At 53.8% G+C, this 16,499-nt stretch carries 18 protein-coding genes; 14 read left to right on the top strand and 4 right to left on the bottom strand.

The annotated features are described in order from the left end of the window. Positions 1-54: 54 nt before the first annotated feature. Positions 55-969, bottom strand: a complete 915-nt coding sequence (locus tag SR894_RS20105; RefSeq protein WP_027965780.1) for a cation diffusion facilitator family transporter — start codon at positions 967-969, stop codon at positions 55-57. A gap of 205 nt (positions 970-1,174) precedes the next feature. On the opposite strand from SR894_RS20105, the gene SR894_RS20100 reads away from it, so the two are divergent. Beyond that, complete coding sequence (locus tag SR894_RS20100) at positions 1,175-1,660, top strand: hypothetical protein (RefSeq protein WP_231125682.1); 486 nt, start codon at positions 1,175-1,177, stop codon at positions 1,658-1,660. Here SR894_RS20100 and SR894_RS20095 read toward each other — a convergent pair. Beyond that, positions 1,657-2,958, bottom strand: coding sequence for an ISL3 family transposase (locus SR894_RS20095; RefSeq protein WP_027965779.1), 1,302 nt, complete (start codon positions 2,956-2,958; stop codon positions 1,657-1,659). The two genes, SR894_RS20100 and SR894_RS20095, sit on opposite strands and share 4 nt — an antisense overlap. 78 nt (positions 2,959-3,036) lie before the next feature. Continuing rightward, positions 3,037-3,483 carry an Hg(II)-responsive transcriptional regulator gene (gene merR / locus SR894_RS20090; protein ID WP_006911920.1) on the bottom strand — a complete coding sequence of 149 codons (447 nt, stop codon included), beginning with the start codon at positions 3,481-3,483 and terminating at the stop codon, positions 3,037-3,039. Positions 3,484-3,556: 73 nt separating this feature from the next. Between merR and merT the strand changes: the two genes are divergently transcribed. The 7 genes from merT (at position 3,557) to SR894_RS20055 (ending at position 7,236) form a co-directional block, all read left to right on the top strand. Next, positions 3,557-3,907 (top strand): mercuric ion transporter MerT, encoded by a 351-nt coding sequence (gene merT, locus SR894_RS20085; protein WP_027965778.1) that lies wholly within the window; start codon positions 3,557-3,559, stop codon positions 3,905-3,907. Between the two features lie 13 nt (positions 3,908-3,920). Continuing rightward, positions 3,921-4,217, top strand: a complete 297-nt coding sequence (merP, locus tag SR894_RS20080; protein WP_022519794.1) for a mercury resistance system periplasmic binding protein MerP — start codon at positions 3,921-3,923, stop codon at positions 4,215-4,217. Between the two features lie 79 nt (positions 4,218-4,296). Beyond that, complete coding sequence (merF, locus tag SR894_RS20075; RefSeq protein ID WP_240470511.1) at positions 4,297-4,473, top strand: mercury resistance system transport protein MerF; 177 nt, start codon at positions 4,297-4,299, stop codon at positions 4,471-4,473. 73 nt (positions 4,474-4,546) lie between these two features. Next, positions 4,547-4,786: a mercury resistance system transport protein MerF gene (gene merF, locus SR894_RS20070; protein WP_027965777.1), complete on the top strand. Its 240-nt coding sequence runs from the start codon at positions 4,547-4,549 to the stop codon at positions 4,784-4,786. Next, the gene (gene merA, locus SR894_RS20065; protein ID WP_082051506.1) at positions 4,779-6,428 is read left to right on the top strand and encodes a mercury(II) reductase; all 1,650 of its coding nucleotides are present in this window, start codon (positions 4,779-4,781) and stop codon (positions 6,426-6,428) included. Before merF (SR894_RS20070) ends, merA begins: the two co-directional genes overlap by 8 nt. 5 nt (positions 6,429-6,433) lie before the next feature. Continuing rightward, positions 6,434-6,637, top strand: a complete 204-nt coding sequence (locus tag SR894_RS20060; protein ID WP_169516148.1) for a hypothetical protein — start codon at positions 6,434-6,436, stop codon at positions 6,635-6,637. A 104-nt stretch (positions 6,638-6,741) separates the two neighbouring features. After that, positions 6,742-7,236, top strand: a complete 495-nt coding sequence (locus SR894_RS20055) for a bile acid:sodium symporter family protein (protein WP_246638315.1) — start codon at positions 6,742-6,744, stop codon at positions 7,234-7,236. A 110-nt stretch (positions 7,237-7,346) separates the two neighbouring features. Here SR894_RS20055 and SR894_RS20050 read toward each other — a convergent pair whose 3' ends face one another. Then, positions 7,347-9,116: a hypothetical protein gene (locus tag SR894_RS20050; protein ID WP_128082404.1), complete on the bottom strand. Its 1,770-nt coding sequence runs from the start codon at positions 9,114-9,116 to the stop codon at positions 7,347-7,349. Positions 9,117-10,127: 1,011 nt separating this feature from the next. On the opposite strand from SR894_RS20050, the gene SR894_RS20045 reads away from it, so the two are divergent. The 6 genes from SR894_RS20045 (at position 10,128) to SR894_RS20020 (ending at position 16,488) form a co-directional block, all read left to right on the top strand. Next, a protein-coding gene (locus SR894_RS20045) for an IS3 family transposase (RefSeq protein WP_223289246.1) occupies positions 10,128-11,281 on the top strand; the annotation gives its coding sequence in 2 pieces (ribosomal slippage) (positions 10,128-10,365 and positions 10,365-11,281; 1,155 coding nt in all). 266 nt (positions 11,282-11,547) lie between these two features. After that, entirely contained in the window at positions 11,548-11,754 is a 207-nt protein-coding gene (locus SR894_RS20040; protein WP_153844206.1) for a DUF2933 domain-containing protein, read from the top strand. Positions 11,755-11,794: 40 nt separating this feature from the next. Then, positions 11,795-12,139, top strand: coding sequence for a hypothetical protein (locus SR894_RS20035; protein ID WP_022522184.1), 345 nt, complete (start codon positions 11,795-11,797; stop codon positions 12,137-12,139). A gap of 220 nt (positions 12,140-12,359) precedes the next feature. Further along, positions 12,360-13,697 carry an APC family permease gene (locus SR894_RS20030; RefSeq protein ID WP_223289182.1) on the top strand — a complete coding sequence of 446 codons (1,338 nt, stop codon included), beginning with the start codon at positions 12,360-12,362 and terminating at the stop codon, positions 13,695-13,697. 27 nt (positions 13,698-13,724) lie between these two features. Continuing rightward, complete coding sequence (locus SR894_RS20025) at positions 13,725-14,183, top strand: hypothetical protein (protein WP_008958467.1); 459 nt, start codon at positions 13,725-13,727, stop codon at positions 14,181-14,183. Then, complete coding sequence (locus SR894_RS20020) at positions 14,176-16,488, top strand: heavy metal translocating P-type ATPase (RefSeq protein WP_223289183.1); 2,313 nt, start codon at positions 14,176-14,178, stop codon at positions 16,486-16,488. Before SR894_RS20025 ends, SR894_RS20020 begins: the two co-directional genes overlap by 8 nt. Positions 16,489-16,499: the final 11 nt, after the last annotated feature.

Below are 16,499 nucleotides of genomic sequence, written 5' to 3'. Positions count from 1 at the left end.
CTATGGGAGTAAGCTGCTCGCTATCTACCTGAGCTGGGAGCCGGCCTCGGTCTGTCACTCATGCCCATATAGATTGGCATTTTGATGCGCGTGGTCACTATGCTCAAACTCTAGGCTGGAATGAGCAATACTGAAGCGCATTTTAAGCTGCTCCTTGATCTCTGCTTTGACGGATTCAAGCTGCTGCCAGCCGGTTTCTGTCAGAACCACGTGGCAGTCAAGGGCTGCCATGTTTTCCTGCATCTGCCATAGATGCACATGGTGAATATCCTGGACTCCCTCGATATCTCGTACGGTCTCAACGACTGCCTGCCCGTCAATGTCCGGGGGAGATCCCAGCATTAGCGTACGGATAGGGCCGCCAATTTCAGAGAAGGCTAGGTAAAGAATATATAGCGCAATCCCTATCGTGATCGCGGGGTCTACCCAGCGCATGTCGTACAGTAAAATAAGCGAACCACCGATAATCACGGCGATGGAGGCAAACGCATCCGATAAGTTATGCAGAAAAAGGGCGCGGATATTGACACTCTCTTTTTGCATTGACCACGTGAGCATGGCGGTAAGGGCATCGACGACGAGCGCGACGCCACCAATAATCACGATCGTCCATCCCTCTATCTCAGGGGGATCGACCATCCGCATAGCGCCTTCGTAAATCAGGTAGACACCGACAATAATGAGGGTGGTGTAATTGATGAGTGCTGCCACTATCTCGATGCGGCCATAGCCAAAGGTCATATGCACATCGGCAGGCCGTCTGGCGATTTTACGAGCAGCAAAGGCAATGACTAATGCTGCCATGTCAGAAAAGTTATGTAACGCATCAGCGATCAGCGATAGGCTCCCCGCCATAATGCCACCGACGATTTGAGCGATGGTTAAGAGCCCATTGGCCCAAATGGAGATGCTGACGCGCCGGTCGCCAGAGGCAGGATCAATGTGGGGATGATCATGATGATGTCCCATCTGTTACCTTCTCTCGAATTATCTGTTCTTGGTACTATAAAACCTCTAGCAACTAAAGCTTCAACCCTTGAGCATTATCTATTTGCATCGCTGGATTGGGAAGCACGTCCCTAGCTACCAAGCGAGCCATGGCGCGCTGGGCCGAAGGTGATCATGTTTTAGGTGCGGGGCTCAATCCACTTCAACCGGTAACGTCTAATCCACCATGGGTAGATTCATTTATTTTGTCGAGGCGCACCTTGTCTGGTTTGTAATCGTCGTCGCGGGGGGAGGCTTACTCTTTCCGGCCACCGGAATAATGCTTAAGTTCGCGATTGGGCCATTACTGGCATTACTGATGTTGATTATCAGCCTCACATTCGATGCGCATGCAGTGCGCATCGTGTTCCGAAAGCCGTCACGGCAGTTGTTGGCATTGGGGCTGGTCTATGGGCCTATGTCGATTGCCGGGTGGCTAACGGGCCGTCTATTTTTTGGAAGCGGCCCGCTGGCTGCTGGCCAAACCTTGCTCGGCACGCTGCCGACAGATGTGTCCTCTCCTCTTTTGGTACTGATGGCAAAAGGCAATGTGGCGCTTGCCGCTGTTTTCAACGCAGTCAACACCGCGTTATGTCCGTTTATTGTTCCCTTCCTGTTTTGGGTATCCGGATTAAGTGGTAGATGGAGCCCCCTTGCTCCTTCGAACCCTTAACTCTCCCAGAAGGTTGATAGATCGACGCCGTAGTTTTTCTCAGGCTCGGGAAGACCCATGCTGTAGGTCATGGTGGCCTTGCCCAGGAAGGGGGATTCCTTGATCTGCGGCACCTTCTTCTTGTGCTTGGTGGTGTAGAGCATCCGGGCCCGCATCACCTCGAATGAGTAGCCCCGGCCATCGCGGTTCTTGTCCTTGGCCAGCCGATTGATCGACTCCGTGAAGGCGTTGGTGATTGGGGTGTCGGTTTCGAAGTAGGCCAGCACCTCCTCGCGCCATCCGCTGACGGCGCTGACGAGATCCTTCCACACCTCTTTCTGCCCCTGTGGAATGTCGTCAATCCAGCGGGCCAGCGCCTTTTCGGCATCACGCCGGGTGGTGCTGTCCCAGATGTGGTAGAACCGCTCCTTGTGCTCGTAGGCCGCCAGGAGCTGAGGGAAGGCCCCTGTCCATGTCTCCATGATAAGCTGCTCGCGATCTGAAACGTCGTGGGCACGCTTCAGCAGGATCTTCCTATCGCCCTTGAGGGTCCGCCGCTGGTTTGGCTTCAGATCCTTCCTGAGTCCCTTACGCACCTTCTCCAGGGCTTCGTTGGCCATCCGCACCACATGGAACTTATCGACCACAATGCGAGCCTGCGGCAGTACCGCCTGGACAGCACGGCGGTAGGGTTTCCACATATCCATGCTGACGATCTCGACCTGGTGGCGCTCGGTCATGCTCATGAGGCGCCTCGTCACCGCGTCCTGCTGGCGACCGGGCAGCAGGTCCAGTAGGGTACGCTCCTCCAGGTTGGTCAGGATGCAGCGGTAGCGGCGGTTCAGGTACAGCTCGTCGATCCCCAGGCAGCGGGGTGTCTCGAAACGATGCCAGGCTGCCAGGAACTCAGCCTTCTTCTTGAATATCTCGCGGACAGTCTTCTCGTCGAGGCCCGTGGTATCAGCCACGTAGGCGTAGGGGTGATTGAAGGCTTCCTTCTCGACGTGGTTGTAAAGCCTCCGCGTCATGCGGTGATCGTCTACCATTTCCGGAAGAGCTGGCCGGAACGTCCTTCCACACGCCCGGCAGGTGTAGCGGCGACGGACCACCCAGAGGGTGACCCGCTTTCCGTGGATGGGTAGGTCGCGATAGGCCACATCGCGCTTGCCGAACCTGACAAACTCACTCTCAACGCCGCATTCCTCGCAAGCTAGAGGCTCAGGAGCTTCGACCTGGTAGTGGAGATCATGCTCTTCCATCTTGGTGCCTAGGACGTGGTACTCGGGAAGGTGAAGGATGTTGTCAGGCAAGCTAGTCATGCAAACTTTCCTTGTCGACATGGTCCATAGATGATCGCGACTCTTTGACCGCGTTGTTTTCAACGAACTGAAGGTGAGTTACTCCCTTGGGTCTTCTGCTTCTCTGAGCCCTTCATGCAATGACGCAATTAGCGGGCAAGTGATATTGCCTTGTTGTGCATGGCATCTGTCGACCATTTCGCTCAGCACCTTCTCAATTCTTTCAAGCCTGTCGATCTTCTCGCGAACGTCCCCTAACTTGTGCTCTGCGAGAGCACTGGCTTCTTGACAGTGGGCGCCATCTTCCAGCCGAAGTAGGTCACTGATCTCATCCAGACTAAAGCCCAGCTGCTGCGCCGTTTTCACGAACGTCAACCTGTCGATATCGGCGGCACTATAGCGTCGAATACCTCCGGGAGGGCGTTCGGGCTCCGATAATAGCCCTCGTCGCTGGTAATAGCGGATTGTCTCGACATTGACGCCGGCCGCCTTGGCCAGGCCGCCAATGGTCATGGTGTCCGCCACTTTATCTGCATGTCTCTTCATGATGCTTGACTCCGTACCAAGCTACGGAAGTAACCTTATCGTAGCTCCCCCCATCCCGAAAGGAGAATCGTCAATGCGGACATCTAAAACGGGGCGAGGGCCCCTGGCCGCCGGAGGAGTCGCGGCCCTCCTGGCCTCGGCGTGTTGCCTCGGCCCGCTGGTGCTGATCACGCTGGGCGTTTCCGGCGCCTGGATCAGCAATCTGGCGGCGTTGGAGCCCTATCGCCCGCTCTTTATCGGCGTCGCGCTGGTGGCGATGTTCTTCGCCTGGCGTCGCGTCTTTCGGCCAGTGGAAAAGTGCCAGCCGGGAGAGGTGTGTGCCGTGCCACGGGTCAGGACGGGCTACAAGGCGATCTTCTGGCTCGTATCGCTGCTGGTGCTAATCGCCCTGGTATTCCCCTACATCTTGCCCCTGTTCTATTAAAAGGAGATCTACCATGAAAGCTCGTTTCGCCTTCATCGCGCTACTCGCCCTGCTCAGCACGCCCGCCTTAGCGGCCCTGCAGACCGTGACGCTGTCGGTGCCGGGCATGACCTGTGCCGCCTGCCCGATCACCGTCAAGGCCGCCCTCAACAAGGTGGACGGCGTCTCGCAAGTCGACGTGAGCTACGCGGATCTCGAGGCCGTGGTCACCTTTGACGACGCCCGAACGTCGGTGGAGGCATTGACCGAGGCCACCATCAACGCTGGGTATCCATCAACCCCGACATCCTCGCAAGCGGATCGAGAGTGATCATGAAGAATCCCAAGCCCCTGCTGCGCGTGAGCGTGATCGGCACCGTCCTGGTGGCATTGTCTTTACGCCGATCCTGGTGATCCTGCTTGGCACGGTGGGCCTGGCGGGGCTGACGGGCTATCTCGACGTTGTGTTATTGCCGGCCCTGGCCTTCTTCATCGGCCTGACCATTTATGCGATTTGGCGTAAGAAGCAGTTCGACGCCTGTTGTGACAACGGCTCTATCAAATCAAGGAATACGCCCCCTGAGTGACATCAAGCAGCTGCACATCGCGGTCATCGGGTGAGTTGTTTACGAGCTTGCCCGCCACGGTGAAGGAATAAGCGTGAAAGATTCGCAGAAATTTTTAAGCGTCGTGCTTGGCACCGGGTTGATGGTGCTGTGTTGCGCCGCGCCAATCGCCCTGGTGCTATTCGGTACGGCGGGCCTGGCCGCGTTGGCAGGCTATCTCGATTACCTGCTGTTTGCCGCCCTGGCCATCGGCTTACCTCTCTACGCGCGATACCACAAGCGGAAGCAGGATGCCGGCTTTACTAATGAAGACTCGGAGAAACGTGATGATTGAACTCAACGTGAGTGGCATGACCTGTGACCGCTGTGCGGATCATGTCAGGGAAGCCCTGGAGAAGCTGCCCGGCGTGCAGTCGGTGGAGGTATCCTATCCTCAGGGGACGGCATCGGTAGCCGTTGATCCGGAGACACCGGCCTCGGCGTTGACGTTTGCCGTGACCCGACTTGGCTACCAAGCTCGACTGGCCAACAGTGGGCCCACTTCCCCGGCAGGCGCATCGGTGTCCAAGGGCCGTGATGAAGACGCCCCGCACATCGCGGTGATCGGCAGCGGCGGCGCCGCCATGGCGGCGGCCCTGAAAGCCGCCGAGCGCGGCGCCCGGATCACCCTGATCGAACGCGGCACCGTCGGCGGTACCTGTGTCAATACAGGCTGTGTGCCTTCGAAGATCATGATTCGCGCGGCCCATATTGCCCACTTGCGTACGGAAAGTCCCTTCGATGCAGGCCTGAGCGCCCAGGCGCCGGTGGTGGATCGGGCCAAGCTGCTCGAGCAGCAGCAGCGACGTGTCGAGGAACTGCGTGACGCCAAGTACGAGGGGATTCTGCGCGACCACCCGGCCATCACGGTCCTGCACGGCGAGGCCCGGTTTATCGATGCCCATAGCCTGATGGTCAAGCTGAACGAGGGCGGCGAGCAGGTCGTCCACTTCGACCGCGCCTTAATCGGTACTGGCGCCCGACCGGCAGTACCGCCGATCCCGGGTCTTGCCGACACCCCCTACCTGACCTCTACCAGTGCGCTGGCCCTGGACACCCTTCCCGAGCGGCTGATTGTGATCGGCGCCTCGGTGGTGGCCCTGGAACTGGCCCAGGCCTTCGCCCGGCTGGGCAGCCGGGTCACGGTGCTGGCCCGCAGCCGCCTGCTCTCCCAGGAAGACCCGGCGGTAGGGGATGCGGTGGAGGCGGCGTTTCGCCGCGAGAGCATCGAGGTCCTCAAGCAGACCCAGGCGAGCCGCGTGGACTACACCGACAATGAATTCATTGTCGATACCAACGCCGGCACCTTGCGGGCGGATCAACTGCTGGTGGCCACCGGACGGACACCCAATACCGAGGCCCTGAACCTGGCGAGCCTCGGCGTGGAAACCGCACGTGGGGCGATTCTGGTCGATGAGCATCTGCACACCACGGTGCCGGGGCTCTATGCCGCCGGTGACTGCACCGATCAGCCGGAGTTCGTCTATGTCGCCGCCGCCGGGGGCAGCCGGGCTGCCGTCAACATGACCGGGGGCGAAGCCACCCTGGACCTGAGCGCCATGCCGGCGGTGATCTTCACCGACCCCCAGGTGGCCACCGTCGGCCTGACGGAAGCCGAGGCCATCGAGCAAGGCTTCAGCGTCGATACCCGCGAGCTGGACCTGGAAAACGTGCCGCGTGCGCTGGTGAATTTCGACACCGGTGGTTTCATCAAGCTGGTGGCCGAACGCGACTCGGGCCGGTTGCTGGGGGTGCAGGCGGTGGCGGGGGAAGCCGGTGAGCTGATCCAGACGGCGGTGATGGCGCTACGCGCACGCATGACCGTACACGACATCGCCAATGAGCTATTTCCCTACCTGACCATGGTGGAAGGGCTCAAGCTCTGTGCCCAGACTTTCACCAAGGATGTGACGCAGTTGTCCTGCTGTGCCGGGTGAACGATATGAGCGCGACCGTGGTGCCACTGGGCGGCGGCACCACGGGTTTTGGGCATGGACACCACAGGGAGCTCTGTCACGATGAACACGACACTACCCGATTGCGGGATGATGGGGGCGATGGGCTGGATAATGCCAGTGATCGGAATTGCCCTACTATTGCTGCTGGTCCTGGGCATCGCCTGTTTGGTGAAGTATCTGCTCTCTAGCAAGTGAGCGTACTGAGCGAGCCATCAACCAGCTAATCCGTTGTGGGTTGAGTTTGTCGGCCACCTTTCTCTCTCGCATACCAACCAGATAATCCGGATACCCCCTGTTTTTATGGCTCACCGGCCTTCAGTTAGACGTGCCGCTTGGATCAATTATTCTTGAATTAACACTAATCGTGCTTCTTCCTACCGTGATTGGGGTCAGCTTGCGTACAAAGTTCTCGGCTTTCTTTGCACGGCATGATTCAGCGTATGCAGGGATAGGGTCGATTCTGTATCTGCTGATCCTACTCGCCGTGGTCGGGCCGAATGCCACCACGATCATTGGCTATGGCTGGTATGCGTTTGTGATTGCGGGCGCGGCCCTGTGCCTCAATTTGATTGGGTACCTGGTAGGTATGTCCTCACGGTTACTCACCTCTGATCGCAAAGAGGTGATTACCTATCTTTTCACGGTCAGTAAAAAGGAATTCAGCATCGCTGCAGCGTTTGTCGCTGTTTCCGGCTTGCCATCAGAGATCGCGATTCCAGCCGCTTTTTTTGCCGTGATTCAAATGATCACTTCGCCCATCGCAGCGAAGATCCTCGCCCGCCACTGAAGGGATGGCCGTATCGGCTCTTCGTCAGAAGAGCAACCTGCACACGGGGTGTACAGGTTGCTCTTAGCGACAAAACAGACACCGCTACTCATAAAGGTGGCAAATAGTACCTATGCTAAGTCACTGCGACCAATACTGACCTTGCTAAAAGCATTTAACACAGAGGCTTCGCAGGGTATCTGTTCCTTTTTGGATTTAGGGTGCTTGAACGTATCGGCGAATCCTGGGCAGTGACCAACTAGTTTTTGGACAACACCTTCTACGTGCCGCACGTTAGACAGCACTTGGCGTAACCACTGCTCGAAGCTGCCTTGGTGGCTCAGCGTGAAGACTAAACCTTTATAGGAAGGAGGCTTGGATGCCTCCTCGCTACCGCCAGCTCTGGGTTTTGGAGGGCGTCGTTGGATCTCCATGAGATAGAGCGTTTGATCTAACACATGCACCCGAACGACGAGCACCCCGCGAGGTACCTTGGTCTGAGTATCAATGTAAACCCAATTAGCGACTGACGTTTCCACCTCCTCGTCTATTTCGAAAGGTTCGAGGCTGATCAACCGAGGGTCGGGGGAAGTGCTAAAGCCGTCTTCAAAGGTAAACCAGCTAACGCCACGAATCGTTTCGGGATAGGCCGATTGCAAATAGAGAAGCGCATTCCACATATCACGTAGAAAGCCCTGTGATTCCAGTGTAATAGGAGCATGAATAGAGGCCTGTCCGACCCCTTTTCCTGATCCATGCGGCTCCCCAGTGGAGAAAATAGTTTCGTCACCCGGAACGGGGACGCCTCGTGTATCGGGCACATTTTTTCGAGTATATCGTTTATCCAAGACGGCGCGAGGCTTACCTAAAATAACGAATTCGTCCTCAGGAAGGTCTAGCCAAGAAGAGCCATGGTCGGGCTCTTCATCATCCGTCAGGTCAATGACATCGGGGATGTCTTGAAGCTGATGATAGGGAAATTGAGTGGGAGCATCATCGCCATCGGTGGCTGGTACTGTCGTTGACTTCTCTCTTTCGCGGTGGATCGTGGCACCATCGGGCTGCGTACAGCCTAATATCTGCAAGCCTAGGAATGTGTTGCCACCATCAATTGGAACGCCAGAAACAGAGATTTCCCCGCTGCCTTGAAACCATGGGGTGGCTTTTAAAAGCATCTCATCTGGCGTGGAGCTGGTTTCAAATTGTGAATATATATATTTTGCAGCGCGCTTGGCATACGGATCGTACAACATATGCGCGAGCAAAATGGCATCGTGTTTATGAACATGATAGGTAAATTTGACAGGCCACGTACCTGGGGATGCAGGCGCATCAAGCGGTCGATAAAGACGTTTTTTGACTTCTTCCCAAGGGTAAGTGGCGAGCACTCGCTTGATTTCAGAAGATCGGCCGTAAACGCGAATAAAAAATTCTGTGCAAGGGATGAGCAAGTGTTTGCCATCTGGAAGGTCAAATTCAATCAGGTATGTTTTGTGCTGATTTTTCTGGGGTAAGTAGTTCGAGTCATGAAAAGCGGTATAGAGGCTTCGTCCTGATTGTCGTAAATCATCTAAGGTGACAATTCGCCAGCCGCCTGGAGAAAAAGAAACGGAGAATTTTCTTTCCTCGTAGGCAATACGCGAGCTACTCACGCCCTTTTCCCATACTGACCCTATTCTCAATAGCCCAAGATGCGTTAAGACAGTCTCACGTCTCATCACGCCTCCTAAGTTATTTTCATGGTCGATGGTTCTTAAGAAGATATGGATTTTAGGGACGCTTCGTAAGCGATTGTTCTTAAATATAGGCCCGTACCACCAAACGACCAAGCGCTCTGCCTCGTTTTTTAGGGTGCCATCATGGAAGCTAAAGGTTCTGGATTGTTTAAGAGAAACGGTCACAAAGGCGCACTCTATGTAAACTCAACATAGAGATTGTCGCAGCAATTATTGTTTAGTCGCAACAATTGTTGGAAATGACATTGAGACATGGAAGTTAACAAATTTCATATAAAATAAACTTATTACCTAACGACTGAGGCGCCTTCAGGCTTAGTAAGATCGACTGGCTCACTTCACAATAAAGTTTTCGTCGCGCCACATATTTGATCTGAAGGCTGTGGAAGGGAGTTAGATTATTATGTTAGGTAAGCAATATAGTGTTAATAAACAACTAAGAGGTTCATAACGGTGACAACGACTCACTCCAGCGCTCGCGCTTATGGTTGCAAACAGGAGAGTACATATGTCCGTTTGGCTTGTAGATCGTTGACCTGCTCGTGCACATGGGCCTTAGGTGAACGTAAACCTGCTGACTTCGCGATAAGAGATTGACGCGTTTACAGAGCAGGAACATGTCGATACGATTTCCCAGGGATATCTGGGCTATGAACGTATTGGCGGCTATGAAGAGCTTCATGAGCACCTGGGAGTTAGCGTTTCAGACCCTAATGCGACCACCTATCGCCCTGTGCTGGCAATTTTTGCCACTGCGTTACTCATCGATTTTTCTGCCAGTTGGGAGGTTCAGTGCATAATATTCACTGCACGCGTGCTAGAGTATGCCGTAGCCACAGCGATCATACCCCCGGGTCTGCAAAAGCTGCAGGGCGTAGCGAGCTTTAGCGCCATGTTTCTCAACTATGACCTGCACGCCCAGCGCCAAGTCCCCTTCAGTTACGTTTACCTTCACGCCTAGATACTTCCGAAGCTACTAATTGCTGGCCGATACGCTTATCTGGCTGGCTGCGCCACTGGCGCTATTCGTTGGCACCGTGTGACAGGTTCTGTCTTTAAAGCGATATACCTCGATAAACGTGAGCTCAAGTGCGCCTGTGTCGGCAACAGTAATTGAATCGCCCCGGGTTTCGTAGACACCTCTAGGCCTTATACTAAAGGCATCTAGGAGGATCCATGAACCGTCCCCGTTACACTGAAGAATTCAAAATCGAAGCCGTTAAACAGGTGGTAGAGCGCGGCCATCGCGTTGCCGAAGTCGCTGAGCGGTTAGGCGTGTCAGGCCACAGCTTGTACCACTGGATCAAGCGCTACGATAAGCCGGTAGAACAACGACAAGAAGATGATGATCTCCACGCTGAAAACCGTCGTTTGAAGGCTGAACTAAAGCGCGTGTCAGAAGAGCGAGATATATTAAAAAAGGCCACCGCGTACTTCGCCAGGGAGTCCGACTGAGGTACGCGTTTATTCAAAACCATGCGAGCCAATATCCGATACGGCGTTTGTGCCGCATGATGGCCGTGCATCCTAGCGGCTACTACGCATGGTGCAAAAAAGTACTGTCTAATCGAGACCGGGATGATCAGCGTCTCTTGGGATTGGTCAAGCATGCGTGGCTTGAAAGCGGCGGTGTATATGGTTATCGCAAGGTCTACCAGGATTTGCGTGAGGCTGGCGAAGCCTGCGGTAAGCACCGAGTGGCCCGCCTGATGCGTAGGGAAGGTTTACGCTCCCAGACGGGCTACCGACGACGCCCTGGCTGCTATGGCGGTGGAAAACCGGCTGTTGTATCACCTAACCATTTAGACCGTCAGTTTGAAGTAACAGCGCCAAATGTTGCTTGGGTGACGGATATCACGTACATCCGAACATACGAAGGCTGGCTTTACTTAGCGGTGGTTATCGACCTGTTTTCTCGTCAAGTGGTTGGCTGGTCGATGAAGTCTCGTATGACCTCGGAATTAGTGCTGGATGCTTTGTTATCGGCAGTCTGGCGACGCAAGCCGCAAGGATCGGTGATGGTGCATTCGGATCAAGGAAGCCAGTTCAGCAGTGGAGACTGGCAAAGCTTTCTGAAAGCTAATCAGTTGGTGGGCAGCATGAGTCGACGTGGTAACTGTCATGACAACGCCGTTGCTGAAAGCTTCTTTCAACTCCTCAAGCGAGAGCGAATCAAGCGACAGATTTATTCGACACGCGAAGCGGCTAGACGTGACGTGTTCAATTACATTGAAATGTTCTATAACCCAAAGCGCCGACACGGGACAAGTGATAACTTATCACCGGTTGAGTATGAAAGGCGTTACTTTAAGAGCCTAACGGGTGTCTAGAATACTCGGGGCGATTCAAATACCCATTAAGCTTTGTATCGCTCACCGAAAACCTAATGATGATGGGAATGAGGCTATGGATACCGCTTGGGTAATTATCGCCTACTTTTTGCGAGGCGCTTGATCAGGATCATATTTCCCTCCGATGCTGTTCAGGTTGCGTTCAGACAAATCATCCATGCTGTTATTGGGGTTATTTATTTGATTTTTCCCAAACCAACGGCCTTAACTGCTGTTGGCTCTTTGGGCGAGTTACTGAGGTGATTATGAGTAACAGTACAAGTAGTCGTTTGCTGATGTTGTGGGTGCCACTTGCTGGGTTTGTCATTTGGGCGGGATACCTGATTGGAACCGAGCACCGTCTCCACCTATTTCAGTTCTTACCTTTCCTCTTTTTGGCAGCATGCCCACTGATGCATATTTTCATGCATAAACACCACGGCGGTCATAAGAACAAAATAGACAAGGACTGAACCACTCTATATATACATGTACGCGCCTGGGAGAAAGACCATGAAAACGACACAACAAGAGCACCGCTTGGGTGTTTCCAAAAACACACTGGTGACTCGGAATTTAAAAATCAAGCCTAGTAAATCCAAACGCATTGAAGAAGCGCTGTCAGATATCGACCGACTCTATGGAATGGATAAGGTGGTCTACAACGAGAAAAACCGAAATATCAGCCTTGCTTACGATGCGCTGAGGCTCTGCATCGATGACGTTGAAAAAATTCTCAAGCTCCATGACATACAGGTCAGCGCTGATCGGTGGAACCGCTTTAAGAAGGAGTATTACCGTTTCGTCGATCAGAACGTTAAAGACAACGCTAAACAGGAACCTTGGAGCTGTCATTAATAGTCATAACGGCTACATGACACAACCAGGAGCAAGACTAGCTAGTTTAGGGTAAGAGCTGCTTGCCTGTGGCCTCGCAAAATCAGACCTTCCGTTAGTCATTTGCCATGTGGCTGCACATAGGTTCTATATTTAATTTATATAGCATCAAAAAACACCGCACAGGAGTCCTCGGCAGTTATTGCTGCTGTGGTTGCCGTTAATACAAGGAGTCGCTTTCATGGTTGGGCAGGATAGAGCGCCACAATATAAAGAAAACAGTCTTTCGTTGGTCGGTGCCGTTGCATTAGGCACCGGCGTGATGATTGGGGCCGGTATTTTTGCGCTAACCGGCCAAATGGCCGAAATGACTGGTCGGCTATTTCCTCTAGCCTTTCTGGCCGCTGCCGTCATTGTCTCTTTCAGCGCTTATTCTTACGTTAAAATGTCCAATACCTTCCCATCAGCAGGTGGGATTGGCATGTATTTACAGAAAGCGTATGGCCCGACGCTTCCCACCGCCTTTCATGCCCTCCTGATGTATTTTTCCATGGTGATCGCACAGAGTTTTTTGGCGAGAACGTTTGGTTCCTACACGCTTGAGTTGTTTGACCTGGGGGATCGTTCACTATTTGTGCCCCTACTCGGGGTTGGTTTACTGCTAATAGCCTTTTTGATCAATTTATCCGCCAACCGCTTGATCGAGACCGTCGCCTCGGTGCTCGGATTTATCAAAATAGGTGGCATTATAGTGTTTGGTATTGTCGGCGTGTTTATTGCCGACTCCATCGAAATGGGTGCTGGCAACGATGCACCTACGCCTACGATAACGGGCTTTTTAGGTGCTACGGCGCTCGGCATACTGGCATTTAAAGGCTTCACGACGATTACCAATAGTGGTTCGGAGCTTAAAGATCCTAAGCGGAATCTTGGCAAAGCTATCACGATCTCGATTGCGCTATGCGTGGTGATCTATGCCCTTGTCGGTTTTGCCGTTGCCAGCAACCTATCTTTGCCTGAAATTATCGAAACCCAAGACTACTCCCTGGCCGCCGCTGCCCGTCCCGCACTGGGTGAAGCGGCAGTTGCGTTTACCGTCATTCTCGCCATGTTGGCAACGGCGGGCGGTATCATCGCCAGCGTCTTTGCCGTTTCACGCATGCTCGCCATGCTGACAGAAATGAAGCTGGTTCCTCACCGCCATTTCCACATGCCCGGCAGTGTACAAAAGCATACGCTGGTGTACACCATCGTATTTGGCTTAGTGCTCACCGCTTTTTTTGACCTGAGCCGCATCGCAGCATTAGGCATCATTTTCTACCTGATCATGGATATGGCCATCCACTGGGGTGTGCTTCGTCATCTCAAGGACAGAGTGGGGGCTAATCCTGTTATTCCTAGCATTGCCATACTACTAGATGCTGTCGTGTTAATCGGCTTTTTATGGGTAAAAGCCATCTCGGACCCCATGGTGCTCATCGTTGCTGGCGTAGTAATGGCTACTCTTTTACTCGGCGAATGGATTTTCCTATCCAAACGCGACGCTTCAAACGATAGCGAGCACTCTCACACTCATTAACGTTAATAGCGTTATAGGAGGTACCAAATGGACGTTAGAACCTTTGGTGAATTGATCGATTGGACCCGTCAGTTACACGAGCATCTTGCAGCTTGCCTTGCTCATTGCGCCGATATACACGAAGAAGAGCGCGCTCGCATGTTGCTCAATTACTTAGCTGCACAGGAAGCGGAAATGCAGCGCGTTGTGGCGCGCTTTGAACAGACTGCTGACGCGAAAGCATTAAAAACCTACGTTTATGACTATTTGGAGCATAAACCTATCCGTACGCATCGTACCTGCGATGCGCCCTATTCCACGCTAAGTGTTGACGACATTTGCCGAGAGGTTTTTGATTTCCATGAACAAACGATAAACCTTTATCGAACCCTCGTTGGCAAAGCGGAAATTCCTGAGGCTAAAGAGCTCTTAGATTCCCTTTTAGCACTTGAAGAGCACGAAGCCATGCGCCTTGTTCGCCAAACGGGGAGAATGAACGATGTCTGAAGACCATAACGAGACAAAGGTGAAAGACCCTGTTTGTGGCATGGACGTTGATCCCCATACCTCCCGCCACCGTGCCGATCACGCGGGTAAGACTTGGTACTTCTGCTCAGAAAAGTGTCAGGAAAAGTTTATTGCCAAGCCTGATGCGTATCTTGAGCCAAGCAAACAGTCACAAGCGTCAGTACCCTCGGGGTCTATTTATACTTGCCCGATGCACCCAGAAGTTCGACGAGAAGGCCCAGGCGACTGTCCAATCTGTGGCATGGCGCTGGAACCTGAGACCGTCTCTGCTGACACCGGCCCTTCGGACGAACTCAAGGACATGACCAGGCGTTTCTGGATCGGCCTAGTACTGACCCTCCCCGTGTTTGCCCTAGAAATGGGTGGCCACGTGTTTGGCCTTATGCATTTTATTTCCCAGCAAACCTCTAACTGGATTCAACTGCTGCTGGCAACGCCGGTAGTCGTCTGGGCAGGTTGGCCATTCTTTGTACGCGGATGGCGTTCGCTAGTGCATCGCAGCCTTAATATGTTCACGCTAATCGCGATCGGTACCGGCACCGCGTTGCTCTACAGTTTGCTGGCCACCCTCACACCGGGCATCTTTCCCGACGCCTTCCGTCTAGCCGATGGTTCGGTGGCCGTTTATTTCGAAGCAGCGGCAGTGATTGTCGTTTTAGTTTTACTGGGACAAGTATTAGAGCTACGCGCTCGTGAAAAAACCTCTGGCGCTATTCGTGCTCTGCTCGACTTGGCGCCTGCTACCGCTCGACGCCTTGATGATCAGGGCAATGAGGAAGATATCTCTCTTGACCAGGTTCAGGTAGGGGATCGTCTCCGGGTGCGCCCCGGCGATAAGGTGCCATTAGATGGCGAAGTGATGGAAGGTCGCTCCAACGTTGACGAATCCATGGTTACCGGTGAACCACTAGCGGTGAAAAAGGAAGTCGGCGATGGCGTCATTGGCGGCAGCATCAATGGTCAAGGATCCTTTGTCATGCGCGCTGACAAGGTGGGCCAGGACACGATGCTGTCGCAGATTGTGCAAATGGTCGCCAGCGCCCAGCGCAGCCGCGCACCCATTCAAGGGCTTGCCGACAAAGTCGCCAGCATCTTTGTACCCGTCGTTATTCTCATTGCTGTTGTGGCTTTCATCGCCTGGTCATTGTGGGGCCCTACCCCGCCGATGGCGTTTGGCCTTATTGCGGCGGTTAGTGTTCTGATCATTGCCTGCCCGTGCGCGCTAGGTCTTGCTACCCCCATGTCAATTATGGTCGGTGTAGGGCGCGGTGCCCAGTTAGGCGTGTTGATTCGCGATGCCGAAGCTCTTGAACGTCTAGAGAAGGTCGACACCGTCGTCGTCGACAAAACCGGCACGCTTACCGAAGGCAAACCACGAGTGACCGAGTTGATTCTCACTGAAGGCATTGCTGAATCGGAGCTTTTGCGCTTGGCAGCTAGTCTTGAGCGAGGCAGCGAGCACCCCTTGGCCCATGCAATAGTCGAAAAGGCTAAAGAGGCAGAGGTAAAATTAACAGAAGCGTTGGACTTCGAGGCTCCCAATGGCATGGGCGTTATAGGCCAGATAGATGGCAAGCGTATTGCCCTGGGCAACCGGCTATTGATGGAAAGCGAGGGCGTTAACACCCAGTCTCAAGACACACATGCCGATCAATTGCGCAGCGACGGTGCTACTGTCATCTTTGCGAGCATCGACGGGAATTTAGCTGGGCTGCTCGCCATTGCCGATCCGGTCAAGGAAACCACCGAAGAAGCCATTCGTTCACTCCAGGCTGACGGCATTCGAGTGGTGATGCTGACAGGCGATAATCGCACCTCCGCCAACGCTGTGGCACGTCGGCTAGGCATTGATGAGGTCGAAGCTGAAGTGCTTCCAGAGGATAAAGGCCGAGTGATTCAGCGTCTCCGTGATGAAGGGCGCATTGTTGTCATGGCCGGCGACGGCGTGAACGATGCACCTGCGCTGGCTACAGCGGATGTCGGCATTGCCATGGGAACCGGCACCGATGTGGCGATAGAAAGCGCTGGGGTTACTCTACTGCGAGGAGATCTTACCGGTATTGCCACGGCGCATAAGCTCTCAAAAGCCACCATGCGTAATATTCGCCAAAATCTCTTTTTTGCCTTTGCTTACAACGCGGCAGGCATCCCCATTGCCGCAGGGATTTTGTACCCCTTCACAGGTATGCTGTTATCACCGATTATCGCGGCGGCGGCGATGTCACTCTCTTCAGTGAGCGTGATTGGCAATGCTTTACGACTTAGGATGATTGCTATTAAGTAAGGTTCTTCGTC

Origin of the sequence: Vreelandella neptunia (assembly GCF_034479615.1) — a bacterium.
GTDB lineage: Bacteria > Pseudomonadota > Gammaproteobacteria > Pseudomonadales > Halomonadaceae > Vreelandella > Vreelandella neptunia.
This window is presented reverse-complemented; position numbering and strand designations above follow the sequence as displayed.

Bases quoted from the DNA above. Each gene is read 5' to 3' on its own strand.
- merA (WP_082051506.1), top strand. From the start codon at position 4,779: ATGATTGAACTCAACGTGAGTGGCATGACCTGTGACCGCTGTGCGGAT.
- SR894_RS20040 (WP_153844206.1), top strand. From the start codon at position 11,548: ATGAGTAACAGTACAAGTAGTCGTTTGCTGATGTTGTGGGTGCCACTT.
- SR894_RS20100 (WP_231125682.1), top strand. From the start codon at position 1,175: ATGGGTAGATTCATTTATTTTGTCGAGGCGCACCTTGTCTGGTTTGTA.
- SR894_RS20025 (WP_008958467.1), top strand. From the start codon at position 13,725: ATGGACGTTAGAACCTTTGGTGAATTGATCGATTGGACCCGTCAGTTA.
- SR894_RS20060 (WP_169516148.1), top strand. From the start codon at position 6,434: ATGAGCGCGACCGTGGTGCCACTGGGCGGCGGCACCACGGGTTTTGGG.
- merT (WP_027965778.1), top strand. From the start codon at position 3,557: ATGCGGACATCTAAAACGGGGCGAGGGCCCCTGGCCGCCGGAGGAGTC.
- SR894_RS20105 (WP_027965780.1), bottom strand. From the start codon at position 969: ATGGGACATCATCATGATCATCCCCACATTGATCCTGCCTCTGGCGAC.
- SR894_RS20030 (WP_223289182.1), top strand. From the start codon at position 12,360: ATGGTTGGGCAGGATAGAGCGCCACAATATAAAGAAAACAGTCTTTCG.
- SR894_RS20095 (WP_027965779.1), bottom strand. From the start codon at position 2,958: ATGACTAGCTTGCCTGACAACATCCTTCACCTTCCCGAGTACCACGTC.
- merP (WP_022519794.1), top strand. From the start codon at position 3,921: ATGAAAGCTCGTTTCGCCTTCATCGCGCTACTCGCCCTGCTCAGCACG.
- merR (WP_006911920.1), bottom strand. From the start codon at position 3,483: ATGAAGAGACATGCAGATAAAGTGGCGGACACCATGACCATTGGCGGC.
- SR894_RS20020 (WP_223289183.1), top strand. From the start codon at position 14,176: ATGTCTGAAGACCATAACGAGACAAAGGTGAAAGACCCTGTTTGTGGC.
- SR894_RS20035 (WP_022522184.1), top strand. From the start codon at position 11,795: ATGAAAACGACACAACAAGAGCACCGCTTGGGTGTTTCCAAAAACACA.